Here is a 15,220-nt window from a genome sequence, read left to right as displayed (position 1 = left end):
CCCAGCCCGTGCCACCGTGAGGGACGTTTCGCGATCGTCACGAAACGTGGTGCGGGTTGCGATGGGCCGCTTGCTGCGTCAGGTGCTTGCACCGGGCGAAACGCAGCGGCGGACGGCGAAGTCGTGTGGTCCTGGCGCCGCGACCCTGGCGTCTATCCGGCCCGCCTGTGCGGGCCCGGCAACGGTGACAATAAAGGCCGCTCACCGGGGAGATCACGTATAAACCGTCAAACCATTGCGCGGGGAAGGTCGGGATGTCCTGGCTGTACCTGTCAAATCCGTGTGCGTTTTCTTTCTACCGTTGCACACGGTGCTGCGGGCGCAGCCGGCGCCCGGCCTTCTCCGCGCCCTCTATTCAAGAGGGTGCAACGAAATAGCAAAACTCAGGCGAAAACCGCGTCGTGAGAATGAGAGCCTGTGTGCCACTGCAAGTTCAGCTGTCGTCCCGGACAAGCGAGCGCAGCGAGCGCCGATCCGGGATCCATAACCACAGGACCGTGTTTTGCGAATGCTGGAGCCCCAGCTTTCTTCAACAACGCAACCCTGTGGTTATAGGTCCCGGCCTTCGCCGGGACGACACTGATGATGAGGCGACACTCAGTACCGGTAATGATCGCTCTTGTACGGACCTTCCGGCTTGACGCCGATGTAATCCGCCTGGTCCTTGCGCAGCTCGGTCAGCTTGACGCCGATCTTGGCGAGGTGCAGGCGCGCCACCTTCTCGTCGAGCGTCTTCGGCAGCACGTAGACCTTCTTGTCGTACTTGCCGTCCTTGTTGTTGGCGAACAGCTCGATCTGCGCCAGCGTCTGGTTGGTGAAGGACGCCGACATCACGAAGGACGGATGGCCCATGGCGTTGCCGAGGTTCACCAGCCGCCCCTCCGACAGCATGATGATGCGGTGCTTGTCGGGGAACTCGATCTCGTCGACCTGCGGCTTGATGTTGGTCCACTTCAGGTTACGCAGGGATGCGATCTGGATCTCGTTGTCGAAGTGGCCGATGTTGCAGACGATGGCGCGGTCCTTCATCGCGCGCATGTGGTCGATGGTGATGATGTCCTTGTTGCCGGTGGCGGTAACGAAGATGTCGGCGCGGGGCGCCGCGTCTTCCATGGTCACGACCTCATAGCCTTCCATCGCCGCCTGCAGCGCGCAGATCGGGTCGACCTCGGAGACCATGACGCGGCAGCCGGCCTGGCGCAGCGAGGCCGCGCTGCCTTTACCGACGTCGCCAAAGCCCGCGACCATCGCGACCTTGCCCGACAGCATCACGTCGGTGCCGCGGCGGATGCCGTCCACCAGCGACTCGCGGCAGCCATAGAGATTGTCGAACTTGGACTTGGTGACGCTGTCGTTGACGTTGATCGCCGGGAACAGCAGCGTGCCCTTGTTCGCCATCTCGTAGAGCCGATGCACGCCCGTCGTCGTCTCTTCGGAGACACCCTTGATGTTCTTGGCAATCTCGGCGAACCAGCCCTTCGGCTTCTCCTTGAGAAGCTTCTTGACCAGTGCGTAGAAGATTTCCTCTTCCTCCGAGCCCGGCTTATCGAGGAAGGCGACGTCGCCCTTCTCGGCGCGGTAGCCGGCATGCACCAGCATGGTGGCATCGCCGCCGTCGTCGAGGATCATGTTGGGCGTGCCGCCGCCGTGCCAGTCGAACAGCTTTGCGGTGTAGTCCCAGTATTCGGTCAGCGTCTCGCCCTTGACGGCGAACACGGGGATGCCGGCCGCGGCGATCGCGGCAGCGGCGTGATCCTGCGTCGAATAGATGTTGCAGGAGACCCAGCGGATGTCGGCGCCCAGCGCCGCCAGCGTCTCGATCAGCACCGCGGTCTGGATCGTCATGTGCAGGGAGCCGGCGATCCGCGCGCCCTTCAAGGGTTGCTTGGGACCATACTCCTCGCGCGTCGCCATCAGGCCCGGCATTTCGGTTTCGGCCAGCGAGATCTCCTTGCGGCCGAACTCGGCGAGCGCGATGTCCTTGACGATGTAATCGGTGAAGGCGGGCTTCTTGGCGGCGGCGGTCATGAGAGCTTCCTGTTGTTGAGCTCGTCATTCCGGGGCGCCTCGCAGAGGCGAACCCGGAATCTCGAAATGATGGAGAAGGATTCCGGGTTCGCTCGCTGTCGCGAGCGCCCCGGAATGACGCACGAACTAGAAGGCCCGTTTGAGCGGCTCGACCAAGTCGGTCTTCTCCCAGGAGAAGCCGCCTTCGTTATCGGGCGTACGGCCGAAATGGCCGTAGGCGGCGGTGCGGGCGTAGATCGGACGATTGAGATCGAGATGGGTGCGGATGCCGCGTGGAGTCAGATCCATCACTTCCGCAACCGCCCTCTCGAGCGTGTCCTCGGGCACTTTGCCGGTGCCGTGGGTGTCGATGTAGATCGACAGCGGCCGCGCCACACCGATCGCGTAAGCGAGCTGCAGCGTGCAGCGGTCGGCAAGGCCGGCAGCGACGACGTTTTTGGCAACGTAGCGCGCGGCATAGGCCGCCGAGCGATCGACCTTGGTCGGGTCCTTGCCGGAGAAAGCGCCTCCGCCATGCGGCGCCGCGCCGCCATAGGTGTCGACGATGATCTTGCGGCCGGTGAGCCCGGCGTCGCCGTCCGGACCGCCGATGAAGAATTTGCCGGTGGGATTGATGTGCCAGATGGTCTTGCCGTTGATCCAGTCCTTCGGCAGCGCCTCGCGCACATAAGGCTCGACGATGTCGCGAACCTGTTTGGAGGAGAGATCCTCGACCAGGTGCTGGTGCGAGACGACGATCTCGCGGACGCCGACCGGCTTGCCGTTTTCGTATTGAACGGTGACCTGGCTCTTGGAATCCGGACCAAGCACCTTCTCCTTGCCGGAGTGCCGGGCCTCGGAGATCAGGCGCAAAATCTTGTGGGCGTAGAAGATCGGCGCCGGCATCAGGTCCGGCGTCTCGTTGGTGGCGTAGCCGAACATGATGCCCTGGTCGCCTGCGCCTTCTTCCTTGGTCTCGCCTGGCTGAAGCGCGTCGACGCCCTGCGCGATGTCGGCCGACTGCGGATGCAGCAGGATCTCGATATCGGCCTTCTGCCAGTGGAAGCCTTCCTGCTCGTAGCCGATGTCCTTGATGGCCTCGCGCACCACGCTTTCGATATGGTCATTGGTGACCGATTTCGGGCCGCGGGTCTCACCGGCGATCACCACCTTGTTGGTGGTGGCGAGCGTTTCGCAAGCCGCGCGGATCTGCCAGGGGTCGATGCCCGCTTTCGGCCCTTCCCGGTAGAACAGATCGACGATCTCGTCGGAGATCCGATCACAGACCTTGTCCGGATGCCCTTCGGAAACGGACTCGCTGGTGAACAGATAGGACGCGCGCATCAAAACCTCTTCTTGGCGCCGGATCGCCGGCGGCTTTCGTTCATGAGTGGAGAGTTGATGTCAGTCTCGACGGCGCGAGATGACGTAGGATTCGTCGTAAAACCACAGCCCGTTATGCTTGCGCAGAACCTCTCGCGTCGCTTCGAGAGTCCTGCTGTTTTCAGTCATTTCCGCCAACCGGTCGTCTTCGATCTGGGCGACATACACCGCCGCATTCCACGCTGCAAAGGCCGTCGAGGTTCCGATCGCACCGGTCACCTCGTTGGGCAGCGCTTCCATATCATATCGGAAGATCGAACGGTTATCGGCATAGGCGTTAAAATTAAGGTCGCGCCCACCCGACCCCAGCTCGTATTTCACCGCGCGCAATAGCTCATGCCGGCTCACCGTGAAAGGATTTTCTCCCGGCCAGACCGCCTGGATGATTTCAATGCCCGGATCGTGGCCGTAGGAGTGAATTCCAATCAAGCGGCCGCCCGGACGCAGGGCCCGCGCCAGGGGGGCAATGATGCGCTTGGCCCGGAAATTCACAGAGGATTTGGCCCGATAGGGCTGGGAAGCGATGACGAGGTCGAAATTGGCCTCGGTCCGGCCGGCCCGGGGAATGATCGAATCGAGCAGGAACCGGTGGTCCTCGCGGTACAGGATCAGGGCCACCGGGCGCTCATAGATCGGCATGCCCGATCTGGAGCTGACATTGGCCCGCCAGTTCTGTTCCAGAAATGGCCCCAATTCGGCGATTTGCGCCTCGAATTCGCCGGAGGAGCCCCCCCGCAGCGCCACCTCATGCCAGATCATGCCGGCAGCCGCCGAGGGCGCGGCCGGCGCGAGCCAGGGCGCCTCGGCGTAGTACATGTTGGTGAGCACGAAGACGGTCGCCGGATGCTCGAACAGGCGATCCGGCACCTTGTCCAGCGTCAGGCGCACGTCCTCCAGGCTCAGCTCCTTGCCGGCGACGTAGAACGGCATGTGGGGAAAGCGGCCGTGCATTGCGCGCAGCACCCGCGCCAGCACCGTGCCGTCGCCGATACCCGCGTCGAATACCCTGAGCGCCGGCGGACGCGGGTGAATGCTGGCCAGTTCCAGCGCCACGCGGTCGGCGATCACGCGCTTCTCGCTGCAGGTATGGACGAACAGCAGGTATTTCTGCCGGTTTTCGAAGAAGCGGAAATTGCCACGGGGATCGCGCTTTTCCGGCACCACCTCGGGCCCGCGTACCGGCGGCAGGCCGCCCGGCGTGGAGGCCGCGATGTAGGCCTGGATGCGCTCCAGCGTGTCAATGGTGATGCGCTTGCCCTCGCGCAGGCGCGCGACCAGCTTGCCGTCGTTGACCGCCCGTCGGCCGAACGTCGATTCCGCCATGTCGGAACGGCGGCAGAAGTCGGTGATCTCAGCCAGTATCTGGTCGTTTTTCATGGAAAACGGGTTGGGATGCCGGTGGGCAGGCCTGTGTTGACCACCCCCTCCTATCACCCTCTGCCCAACCGGCAAAATCCCGTCGACCGCCGGTTCAGTTTGGAAGCCGTTCGGTCTAGAAGGCGGCGCGGCGGTCCGGTGTCTCGCATCCGGCTCGTCCGGTACGCCATTCCCTCACGCTCGAGCCGATGATGAATCCGAAGCCACCTTCCCAGCCGCCGCGCCCCGACAATCCGCGAAAGCTGGCCTTGCGCCAGCGCGTGGATGCCACGCTCGAGGAGATCGAGCGCTGGCGCAGGTTCAACGCCGCCTATCACGACGACGACCGCAAGTTCATGCGCTTTCTGGTCCCGCCCGGCAAACGGGTGCTCGAGCTCGGCTGCGGCAGCGGACACATGCTGGCGGCGCTGCAGCCGTCCTACGGCGTCGGCGTCGACTTCAGCGAAAAGGCGGTGGAGCGGGCAAGGCTGCACTACCCGCATCTCAATTTTGTGCTCGGCGACGTCGAGGATCCGGCGACGCTGGGCGCGATCGAGGGGCCGTTCGACTACATCGTGCTCGCCGACACCATCGGCCTGCTCGAGGACATCGACGGCACACTGCGGCTGATCCATCAGCTCTGCGCGCCCTCGACCCGGCTGATCATCGCTTATTACTCCCATCTGTGGGAGCCGATCCTGAAGACCGCGGAGGTCGTCGGCGTGCGCAACAAGCAGCCGCAGTTCAACTACATCGCGACCGCCGATTTCCTCAACCTGATGGACCTCGCCGACTTCGAGGTGATCAGCCAGGAGCAGCGGCAGCTGCTGCCGCGGCGATGGCTCGGGCTCGGGCCGTTGATCAACAAATACCTCGCGCCGCTGCCGGGAATCCGGCAACTGTGCCTGCGCAGTTATGTCGTCGGCCGTCCGGTGCGTCTGTTCCCGGACCGCAAATATTCGGCGAGCATCGTCATTCCCTGCCGCAACGAGCGCGGCAACATCGAGAACGCGATCCTGCGCATGCCAAAATTCGGCTCGCACCAGGAAATCATCTTCGTCGAGGGCAATTCCAGCGACGATACGTTTGCCGAATGCGAGCGCGTCCGCGACGCCTACAAGGACGCCTGGGACATCAAGGTGCTGCGGCAGGACGGCAAGGGCAAGGGCGACGCGGTGCGCAAGGGGTTTGCGGTGGCGACCGGCGACGTGCTGATGATCCTCGACGCCGATCTCACCATGCCGCCCGAGGCGCTGCCGAAATATCACGCCGTGATCGAAAGCGGCAAAGCGGATTTCGTCAACGGCACCCGCCTCGTCTATCCCATGGAGAACGAGGCGATGCGGCCGCTCAATTTTATTGCCAACCGCTGCTTTGCCTATCTGTTCAGCTATCTCGTCAATACAAGGATGACGGATACGCTGTGCGGCACCAAGGTGCTTCTGCGCAACGACTACGAAGTGCTGGCGCGCGAGCGTGAGTATTTCGGCAATTTCGACCCGTTCGGCGATTTCGACCTTATCTTCGGCGCCGCCAAGCAGAACCTGAAGATCATCGAGACGCCGATCCACTACAAGGCGCGAACCTTCGGCGAGACGCAGATCTCGCGCTTCCGCGACGGCTGGCTGCTGTTGAAGATGGTGTGGTTCGCCTACCGCAAGCTGAAGGCGATTTGATCCAAGACGATGCCACCTACTCCGTCATTGCGAGGAGCGAAGCGACGAAGCAATCCATCTTTCCCCGCTGGGATAGATGGATTGCTTCGCTCGCAATGACGAGGAGGCCTACTTGCCCCACACCTCGTTCGCGATCTCGACGGCGAGCCGCAGCTTGGCCCACTGTTCGTCCTCGGAGAGGACGTTGCCTTCCTCGGTGGAGGCAAATCCGCATTGCGGCGACAGCGCGAGTTGCTCGAGCGGGGCGAACTTGGCGGCCTCGTCGAGCCGGCGCTTGATGTCGTCCTTTTTCTCCAGCTCGCCGAACTTCGAGGTGATGACACCGACCACGGCGACCTTGTTGCCCCTGGGCAGATAGCGCAGCGGCTCGAAGCCGCCGGCGCGATCGGAATCGTATTCCAGGAAATAGCCGTCGTAATTGGTGCCGCCCAGCATGGTCTCCGCCACCGGCTCGTAGCCGCCGGAGGAAATCCAGGTCGAGCGGAAATTGCCGCGGCACACATGCGTGGTGATGACCATGTCGGCCGGCTTCTCCGCGATCGCGTAGTTGATGATGCGGGCGTAGATCTCCTGCAAGCCGTCCGGGTTGTCGCCGCGCTCGCGTGCCTTCTTCAGTTCGTCCTGCGAGCACAGATAGGCCCACACCGTGTCGTCGAACTGCAGATAGCGGCAGCCGGCGTCGTAGAACGCCTTGACCGCCTTGCGGTAGGTCTTGCCGAGGTCGGAATAGAACTCCTCGAGGTCCGGATAGACCTTGTTCGAGATCGCCTTGCGGCCGCCGCGGAAATGCAGCACGGCTGGCGAGGGGATCGTCATCTTCGGGGTGACATGAGCCGTGTCGGCGTGTTTCTTCAGGAAGCGGAAGTGATCCAGCATCGGGTGGTCGTCGGGGAAATCGAGCTTGCCGATCACGCGCACCGCATCGTGCCGGGTCTGCACGCCCGCGAACTGGATGCCCTGGTCGGGATGGAACAGCTGGCAGCCGGTCAGCCTGGCCAGAAAGTCGAAATGCCACCAGGAGCGGCGGAATTCACCGTCGGTCGCAAGCTTCAGGCCGACCGAGGCCTGCCGGTGCACGACCTTCTCGATCTCCATGTCCTCGATCTTGCGCAACTCGTCGGCGCCGATCTCGCCGTTTTCCAGTTTCGCGCGGGCTTCCTTGATCTTGGCCGGGCGCAGGAGGCTGCCGACCTCGTCGGCGCGGAAGGGAGGCTTGGTTCGCTGCATGGTCTCAACTCCGGAGAATCGTCAATGGCCGGCGCCGCCGGAGACGCCGAGATGGCGCTCGAGCGCCGAGGGGTCGGCCTTGAGCGCGCTGCTGGGGGCATCGTGAACGATGGCGCCGCGCTCCAATATCACAACACGGTCGGCCAACCCCAGAATCTTTTGCGCATTCTGCTCGACGATGACCGAACAGATGCCACCGGCGCGGGTAATGGAGCCCAACGCCCTCAGCAACTCCTCGACGATGATGGGCGCCAGCCCCTCGGTCGGCTCGTCCAGGAGCAGCACTTTTGGATTGAGAGTGAGGGCCCTGCCGATCGCCAGCATCTGCTGCTCGCCGCCGGAGAGCTGGTTGCCGTAGTTATTGCGCCGCTCCTTCAGACGCGGAAACATCTCGTAAACCTTGTCCACCGTCCACGGGCCCGGCTGCGCCACGGCCGTCATGTTCTCTTCCACCGTGAGCGAGCGGAATATATTTCGCTCCTGCGGCACCCAGCCGATCCCGGCGCGCGCCCGCTGGTCGGGCCGCAGCGCCGTGATGTCGGCGCCGCCGAGCGCCACGCGGCCGCCGAAGCGGCGGGTGATGCCGACGATGGAATTGATCAGCGTGGTCTTGCCGGTGCCGTTGCGGCCGAGCAGCGCCAGCACCTGGCTCTCCGGCAGGCTGAGCGACATGCCCGGCAGCACCACGGCCTCGCCATAGCCGGCGCGCAAATTCTCGATCGTGAGCAAATCAGGCATCGGCGCCCTCACCGAGATAGACCGCCTTCACCTGCGGGTCGCGCGCCACCGCTTCCGGCGGCCCCTCCACCAGCATGGCGCCATTGACCAGCACCGAGATGCGGTCGGCAAAGGAGAACACGAGATCCATGTCGTGCTCGATCAGCAGCACCGTGACGTCGCGCGGCAAGGCTGCGACCGCTGCGAGGATGTCATGACGCTCGCTTTCGGGCACGCCGGCGGCGGGCTCATCCAGCAGCAGCACGCGGGGCTTTGCCGCGATTGCAACCGCGATTTCGAGCAACCGCTGCTTGCCGTAGGGCAGCTTCGCGGTCGGCTCGTTCATCACGTCGAGCAGGTGGAACCGCGACAGGATGTCGGCGAGCTCTCCGTTGACATCGCCGCGCGTGCCCATGCGCCGCCACCAGTCGCCGCCGCGGCCGAGCCGCTCGGAGACCGCGAGCCCGATCGTCTCAAGCGGAGTCAGGTCGGCATAGAGCTGGTTGATCTGGAAGGTCCGCGACAGGCCGCGCAGCACGCGCTTGTGCACTGCAAGATCGGTGATGTCCTGGCCTTCGAGCAGAATGCGGCCGGCGTCCGGCTGCAGCACCCCGGTGAGCAGGTTGATCACCGTGGTCTTGCCGGCGCCGTTGGGGCCGATCAGCGCATGGCGGGCGCCCTGTTCGACTTTCAGCGACAGGTCGCGGGTGACCTTCAGGCCGCCGAACGATTTTTGCAGGTCCCTTGTCTCCAGCGCCGCTGTCATGACGCATCGCCCTCCGGCACGATGAGCGCCGTTTTGCGCCCGGTGACCTTGCGGATCACCAGGTTGGGCAGCCACAGCACCCAGCGATGGATGCGCTCGCGGCCGACCATCACCATCACGACCAGCACGAGTCCGATCCAGAACAGCCAGTACTGCGGCGTCATCGCCTGGAACAGTTCCTGCAGCATCTTGAACACAACGGCGCCGATTAGCCCGCCATAGAGATAGCCGGTGCCGCCGATGACAAGCACTAGCATCAGGTCGGCGGAGCGCTCGAACGAGAACACGTCGAGCGAGGCGAGCGCCGTGGTCTGGGTGAACAACGCGCCGGCAATGCCGGCATAGAAGGCCGCCAGCGAATAGATCGCGATCAGCCGGCGGTTGACCGGGATGCCGATGGCGGAAGCGCGCAGCGGATTGTTCCTGATTGCGCGCAGCGACAGGCCGAACGGCGAATGCACGACGCGACGCGCCAGCAGGAACAGCAGGAACAGCACGATCAGGCAATACCAGAATCCGGTCTTGCCGAACATGTCGAAGCCAAACACGCCGAGGATCGGCTGCATCTCGATGCCCTGCAGCCCGTCGGTGCCGCCGGTGATGTTGGAGAAGCGTTCACCAAGCGCTTCCATCAGGAGCGCAATGCCGAGCGTCACCATCAGCCGCGTCAGGTCGACGCCGCGGATCACGAGGAAGCTGGTGAAGAAGCCGAGCACCATGGCGGCGAGGCCGGCGACGATCAGCGCCAGCACAGGCTCGGTAATGATGCCGTGAAGCGCAAGCAAGCCCGCCGAGTACGCACCGACACCGAAGAAGGCGGCGTGCCCCAGCGAGACGATACCGGCATAGCCGAGGATCAGGTCGAGCGACAGCGTGAACAGCGCCAGCCGCAGGATATCGGTCATTATCAGATAGCGCGACGGAAACAAGAATCCGCAGGACAACACCAGCACCCAGAACGCGATCTCGCCGGGGCGCCAGCGGCTGGAGGCCATTGCGGAAGTGGAGACGTCGTACGCTGCGCTCATGGCATCACCGCGCGGCGCTGCGGCCGAACAGGCCGTTGGGACGCCAGATCAGGATCACGATCATCATGGTGTAGATCACGAACGGCCCCATCTTGGGCACGTAGTACTTGCCGGCGACGTCGCCGATGCCCAGCAGCAGCGAAGCCAGGAACGGCCCGGTGATACTGGAGGAGCCGCCGACCGTCACCACGATCAGGAAGTAGATCATGAACTTCAGCGGGAAATACGGATCGAGCCCGAGGATTTCCGCACTCAGCGCGCCGCCGAGGCCGGCAAGTCCGCAACCGAACGCGAAGGTGAAGGCGAAAACCTGCGGCACGTTGATGCCGAGACCGACCGCCGCGCGGGAATCGTCCACCGCGGCGCGCAGACGGCTGCCGAAACGGGTGCGCGCAAGGATCAGTTGCAGTGCGACGGTCAGCAGCCCGCAAATCACGATGATCATCAGCCGATAGCGGCCGATACCGACGCCGAACAGGTCGAACTGCCCCTCCAGCGCGGCCGGGAGTTTGATGAAGATGCGCGACGAACCCATCACATAGTCGACCGCCGCCACCGACATGAATGTGAGGCCGATCGTGAACAGCACCTGGTCGAGATGGCTGCGGGTGTAGAGATGCCGGTAGAGCGTGCGCTCCAGCGCCACGCCGACCAGCGCACTGACGACAAAGGCGAGCGGCAGCGCCGTGAAGAACGGCCAGCCCTGATTATTGACGAGGACCGCGCAGATATAGCCGCCGGTCATGGCGAAGGCGCCGTGCGCCAGGTTGACGAAGTTCATGAGCCCGAGCGTTACCGCGAGCCCGCAGGCGAGCACGAACAGCAGCATGCCGTAGGCAACGCCGTCGAACAGGATGGTGAATACGGTGGTCATGGGAGCGCGATAGTCAGCACGAGCAACAGGGCCGAATTCAGTTGACCGTCATGGCCGGGACCCGGCCATGACGGATTGAGAGAGGCAGGTACCCCCGCGATGTGCAATTGCACATCGGGGATGACGCGCTTTCGCGCGTCATTTCTTCGTCTTGCCGGAATCCTTCACGGCTTCGAAGGTCGCGAATTCCACGTTGTAGAGTTCGCCGTCGACCTTTTCGACCTTGCGAATGTAGATGTTCTGCACGACGTCGCGGGTCTCCGGGTCGATCGAGATGGGGCCGCGCGGGCTTTCCCACTTCATGCCCTTCATGGCCGCGATCAGCGAATCGCCGTCGGTCTTGCCGCCGGTCTTCTTCAGCGCCTCGTAGATGAGGTGAATGCCGTCATAACCGCCGACCGCCATGAAGCCCGGGCGGTTGTTGAAGGCCTTTTTGTAGGCGGCGACAAAGTCCTTGTTCATTTTCGACGGGTGCGCCGCCGAGTAGAGATGCGCAGTGACCGCGCCGAGCGCGGCGTCGCCCATGTTGTTGAGCAGGTCGTCGTCCATGACGTCGCCGGGGCCGATCACCTTGATGCCGCTCTTGTCCAGCCCGCGCTCGGCATACTGCTTCATGAAGTTGCCGCCCTGTCCCGCCGGGACAAACACGAACATCGCATCGGGCTTGGCGTCCTTCATGCGCTGCAGGAAGGGAGCGAAATCGGGGTTCTGCAGCGGCACCTTGACTTCTTCGACGATCGTGCCGCCGCCGGCGGTGAAGTTCTGCTTGAAGAAATTCAGCGCATCGTTGCCCGGCGCGTAGTCGGAGGTGAGCGTTGCCACCTTCTTGATGCCGTTCTTGGCGGCCCAGTCGCCGATGATGGTGGAGGACTGCGCCAGCGTGAAGCTGGTGCGCACGATATAGGGCGAACGTTCGGTGATGATCGAGGTGCCGGCCGCCATCACGACTTCCGGAATCTTGGCCTGCGTCGCGAGCGGCGCGGCGGCGAGCGCGGCCGGCGTGACGCCGAAGCCGGCGATGACGTTGACCTTGTCGTTGACGATCAGTTCCTGCGCGATCCGCTTGGTGTTGTCGGGGATCGCGCCGTCATCCTTCAGGATGACCTCGATCTTCTTGCCGGCGACGGTGTCGCCCTTCTGCTGCATGTAGAGCTTGATCGCGTTGTCGATCTGCTTGCCGGTCGACGCCTGACCACCGGTCATCGGCACGATGAGACCGATCTTGAAGGTCTCCTGGGCGTAGGCCGGCGCGGTGAGCAGCACAGCCAGACTGACCGCACCGGCAACCGCGGCGCGGCGGGAAAACATCGATTTGGGCACCTCTCTCCTCCTCTCAATGAACGCGTGGGACCGCCTGACGCGGCTCTTCAGTCTTTTTCCTACCAACCATGACATTTGTACCATTGTACAAATAACTAAGACCAGTCAACAAAAAGAAGAAGTTCGACCTGATTGGGAAGAACTGCTGGAAAAGCAATGACTTGCGTATCACCCTCCCTTCGCGCCGGTAACCGCCCGGCCATGGCTCACTCCTCGCCGCCGTGCAGCCGCTCACGGAAGGCGCGGGGCGACAGTCCCGTGGCCGCCGCATAGACCCGGCTGAAATAGGCGGGATCGTCGAAGCCGAGAGCATAGGCGATCGTGGAGACCGGCAAGTTGGTGTAGACCAAATTGCGCCGCGCCTCCCGGATCAAGCGGTTGAGGATCAGGTGCGACGCGGTGTCGCCGGTGGCCACGCGCGTGACCCGGTTGAGATGCGTCGCCGTCACCGACAGCGCACCGGCATAATCGGAAACGCTCCAGCGCTCGAGGTGATGCCGTTCGAGCAGTGCCTCAAAGCGGCGGAACAGTTCGGAATCCGCCGCGCTTTCCTCGCGCTTTCCGCGCACCAGTTCCCGGGCGACGAGCCCGATCAGGCTTGCCGACAATGCGCGCAGCACGTGCGCCCTGGCAAAGTCGCGACCGGCGAATTCGGCAAAGATCTGCTTCATGGTGGCACGCATCTGCGGCGTGCCGCGCACCACTGCGCATTGCGACAACGCGCTGCGCAGGCCTTCCGGCGGCAGCAACGTTTCGTCGAGAATCTCGGCGGCGATGGTGACGACCCAGCCCTGTGTGCCCGGCAAGAAGCTGAATCCGTGCACGTCCCCGACCGGCACGTTGACCGCATGCATCGGCCGCAGGGCCCAGACTCGCCCGTCGAGCGTCGCCTCGCCGCCGCCGCGCTCGATCAGCAGCACCTGATGCAGCCGCGCATGACGATGCACCGCAAGCTTCCAATCGTGCAGCACCGAGCGCGCGGCGATGGTCTCGCAATGCACTACGTCCGGCAGCTCGCTCGACTCGCCGAACAGATTGTAGACCTGAATAGCCGAATTCGACCGTGCCGACCTCATGTTCGAATTGTACAAGACAAAGGCCGATCCCTCCATCCGCTTATCGTCGCAGACAGGGCAATGTCGCACGGCCTAGGGAGGACGAAACAAATGAAAGTTCAGGTCTGTATCATCGGCGGCGGGCCGTCGGGGCTGCTGTTGTCCCAGCTGCTGCATCTGCAGGGCATCGACACCATCGTATTGGAGAAATACAGCAGGGAGCACGTACTGGCCCGCATCCGCGCCGGCGTGCTGGAGCACGGCTTTGCCAAGCTGATGCGAGAGGCACAGTGCGGGGAGCGGATGGACCGCGAAGGCGAAATCCATCACGGCTTCGAAATCGCCCATGACGGCCGCCTCGACCGCGTCGATCTCCACAAATACTCCGGCGGCAATTCGGTGATCGTCTACGGGCAGACCGAAGTGACGCGCGATCTCTACGAGGCGCGCGACCGGCTGGGCGGCAAGGTGGTCCACAACGCCGAAGACGTCACGCCGCACGATATCGACTCCGGCGCGCCCTACGTCACCTATCGCGACGGCGACAAGCTCGTGCGCGTCGATTGCGAGTTCGTCATCGGCGCCGACGGCTTTCACGGCGTCAGCCGCAAGTCGATCCCAAATGACGTGCTGCGCGAGCACGAAAAGGTCTATCCATTCGGCTGGCTCGGCATCCTCTCGCGCACCAAGCCGGTGTCGCCAGAACTGATCTACGTCAAGCATGAGCGCGGCTTCGCCCTGTGCTCGCTGCGCTCACAGGTATTGAGCCGCTATTACATCCAGGTCCCGCTGACCGACAAGCCCGAGGACTGGTCGGACGATGCGTTCTGGATCGAACTGAAGCGGCGGTTGCCCGCTGACGTGGCGGCGCGGCTGGTCACGGGCCCGTCCATCGAGAAAAGCATCGCGCCTCTGCGCAGCTTCGTGGCAGAACCAATGCGTCACGGCCGGCTGTTCCTGGCGGGCGACGCGGCGCACATCGTCCCGCCGACGGGCGCGCGCGGGCTGAACAGCGCCGCCTCCGACATTTACTATCTGTATCACGCCCTGGTCGGTCACTACCTGAAGGGCGACGATTCCGGCCTCGACGGCTATTCGCAAAAGGCGCTGGCGCGGGTCTGGAAGGCGCAGCGCTTCTCTTGGTGGATGACGATGCTGCTGCACCGGTTCCCCGACCGCGTTTCCTACGACGATCGGCTCCAGGACACGGAGATGGACTACCTGTTCTCGTCGGAGACCGCGATGCGCCTCGTTTCCGAGAACTATGTGGGCCTACCGTTCTAGGCCACTGCCACAAACTGTCGTGGAACCCGGCTGCGTCCGCAGCCGCTCGGCGCCGCAGGACTTTGCCGGCTGGCACGATCTGAGGCCAACCATCAAAACCCGGCGATCAACTTAGCCGTAGCTTCCTTCGGCCGCGGTCGGATGGTCTATTGACAGACCTCCGATTCCGCTCCGAAAGGTTGTACGATCAAGTCGATGCTGCCATGTTTCCGCCGGTTCCTTTTGCTGTTAGTACTTTTTGTCCACGCGTGCGGCCTGGCCGGCTGCGGGACGATCAACGAACGCATTGCGGCCGGGGTCAGCGACGCCATCCCGGCCTGGGCCGGCGGGCTGCCGGCCGACGCGCCACCGCGGCCGGGCACCGCGAAATACGATGAATTCATGAGGGAACGCGAACGAAAGCGGTTGTTGCCGGCGTCGGAGCGTGATGAAACGCCAGAAGACGGTCAGGCAGACACCGGACGCGCGCTGGAAGGCGGTCGTTAGATCGGTCAAGGATCCATCGACCGCAAAATCACATAGGGTAC

Annotated in this window: 13 protein-coding genes; 3 read left to right on the top strand and 10 right to left on the bottom strand. The window is 63.6% G+C overall.

Translation table 11 applies throughout. From position 1 onward, the window contains the following. Positions 1-597: 597 nt before the first annotated feature. The 3 genes from ahcY to ACT4OC_RS18475 all read right to left on the bottom strand — a co-directional run bounded on the left by ahcY (position 598) and on the right by ACT4OC_RS18475 (position 4,767). Positions 598-2,028, bottom strand: coding sequence for an adenosylhomocysteinase (gene ahcY / locus ACT4OC_RS18485; RefSeq protein WP_444840463.1), 1,431 nt, complete (start codon positions 2,026-2,028; stop codon positions 598-600). Between the two features lie 126 nt (positions 2,029-2,154). Beyond that, positions 2,155-3,351, bottom strand: coding sequence for a methionine adenosyltransferase (gene metK, locus ACT4OC_RS18480; RefSeq protein ID WP_444840462.1), 1,197 nt, complete (start codon positions 3,349-3,351; stop codon positions 2,155-2,157). A gap of 60 nt (positions 3,352-3,411) precedes the next feature. After that, the gene (locus tag ACT4OC_RS18475) at positions 3,412-4,767 is read right to left on the bottom strand and encodes a hypothetical protein (protein ID WP_444840461.1); all 1,356 of its coding nucleotides are present in this window, start codon (positions 4,765-4,767) and stop codon (positions 3,412-3,414) included. A 191-nt stretch (positions 4,768-4,958) separates the two neighbouring features. Here ACT4OC_RS18475 and ACT4OC_RS18470 point away from each other — a divergent pair, with 191 nt between their 5' ends. Continuing rightward, positions 4,959-6,422 (top strand): glycosyltransferase, encoded by a 1,464-nt coding sequence (locus ACT4OC_RS18470; protein ID WP_444840460.1) that lies wholly within the window; start codon positions 4,959-4,961, stop codon positions 6,420-6,422. A 108-nt stretch (positions 6,423-6,530) separates the two neighbouring features. Here ACT4OC_RS18470 and ACT4OC_RS18465 read toward each other — a convergent pair whose 3' ends face one another. The 7 genes from ACT4OC_RS18465 to ACT4OC_RS18435 all read right to left on the bottom strand — a co-directional run bounded on the left by ACT4OC_RS18465 (position 6,531) and on the right by ACT4OC_RS18435 (position 13,466). Beyond that, on the bottom strand, positions 6,531-7,649 hold the full coding sequence (locus ACT4OC_RS18465; RefSeq protein ID WP_444840459.1) for a cobalamin-independent methionine synthase II family protein: 1,119 nt from the start codon (positions 7,647-7,649) through the stop codon (positions 6,531-6,533). A 21-nt stretch (positions 7,650-7,670) separates the two neighbouring features. Continuing rightward, positions 7,671-8,387 carry an ABC transporter ATP-binding protein gene (locus ACT4OC_RS18460; protein WP_444840458.1) on the bottom strand — a complete coding sequence of 239 codons (717 nt, stop codon included), beginning with the start codon at positions 8,385-8,387 and terminating at the stop codon, positions 7,671-7,673. Further along, positions 8,380-9,132 (bottom strand): ABC transporter ATP-binding protein, encoded by a 753-nt coding sequence (locus tag ACT4OC_RS18455; RefSeq protein ID WP_444840457.1) that lies wholly within the window; start codon positions 9,130-9,132, stop codon positions 8,380-8,382. Before ACT4OC_RS18455 ends, ACT4OC_RS18460 begins: the two co-directional genes overlap by 8 nt. Further along, positions 9,129-10,160 carry a branched-chain amino acid ABC transporter permease gene (locus ACT4OC_RS18450; protein WP_444840456.1) on the bottom strand — a complete coding sequence of 344 codons (1,032 nt, stop codon included), beginning with the start codon at positions 10,158-10,160 and terminating at the stop codon, positions 9,129-9,131. Before ACT4OC_RS18450 ends, ACT4OC_RS18455 begins: the two co-directional genes overlap by 4 nt. 4 nt (positions 10,161-10,164) lie before the next feature. Next, a complete protein-coding gene (locus tag ACT4OC_RS18445) occupies positions 10,165-11,034 on the bottom strand; it encodes a branched-chain amino acid ABC transporter permease (RefSeq protein ID WP_444840455.1) in 870 nt (289 codons plus the stop codon). A 138-nt stretch (positions 11,035-11,172) separates the two neighbouring features. Further along, positions 11,173-12,342 (bottom strand): ABC transporter substrate-binding protein, encoded by a 1,170-nt coding sequence (locus tag ACT4OC_RS18440; RefSeq protein WP_444840470.1) that lies wholly within the window; start codon positions 12,340-12,342, stop codon positions 11,173-11,175. 218 nt (positions 12,343-12,560) lie between these two features. Continuing rightward, entirely contained in the window at positions 12,561-13,466 is a 906-nt protein-coding gene (locus ACT4OC_RS18435; protein ID WP_444840454.1) for a helix-turn-helix domain-containing protein, read from the bottom strand. Between the two features lie 54 nt (positions 13,467-13,520). Here ACT4OC_RS18435 and pobA point away from each other — a divergent pair, with 54 nt between their 5' ends. Both pobA and ACT4OC_RS18425 read left to right on the top strand, forming a co-directional pair. After that, positions 13,521-14,693, top strand: a complete 1,173-nt coding sequence (gene pobA, locus ACT4OC_RS18430) for a 4-hydroxybenzoate 3-monooxygenase (protein WP_444840453.1) — start codon at positions 13,521-13,523, stop codon at positions 14,691-14,693. A gap of 195 nt (positions 14,694-14,888) precedes the next feature. After that, complete coding sequence (locus ACT4OC_RS18425) at positions 14,889-15,179, top strand: hypothetical protein (RefSeq protein WP_444840452.1); 291 nt, start codon at positions 14,889-14,891, stop codon at positions 15,177-15,179. Positions 15,180-15,220 lie beyond the last annotated feature (41 nt).

Source organism: Bradyrhizobium sp., assembly GCF_052389815.1.
Classification (GTDB): domain Bacteria; phylum Pseudomonadota; class Alphaproteobacteria; order Rhizobiales; family Xanthobacteraceae; genus Bradyrhizobium.
The sequence above is the reverse complement of the archived record's forward strand: the minus strand, read 5'-3'. Positions and strand labels throughout refer to the sequence as shown.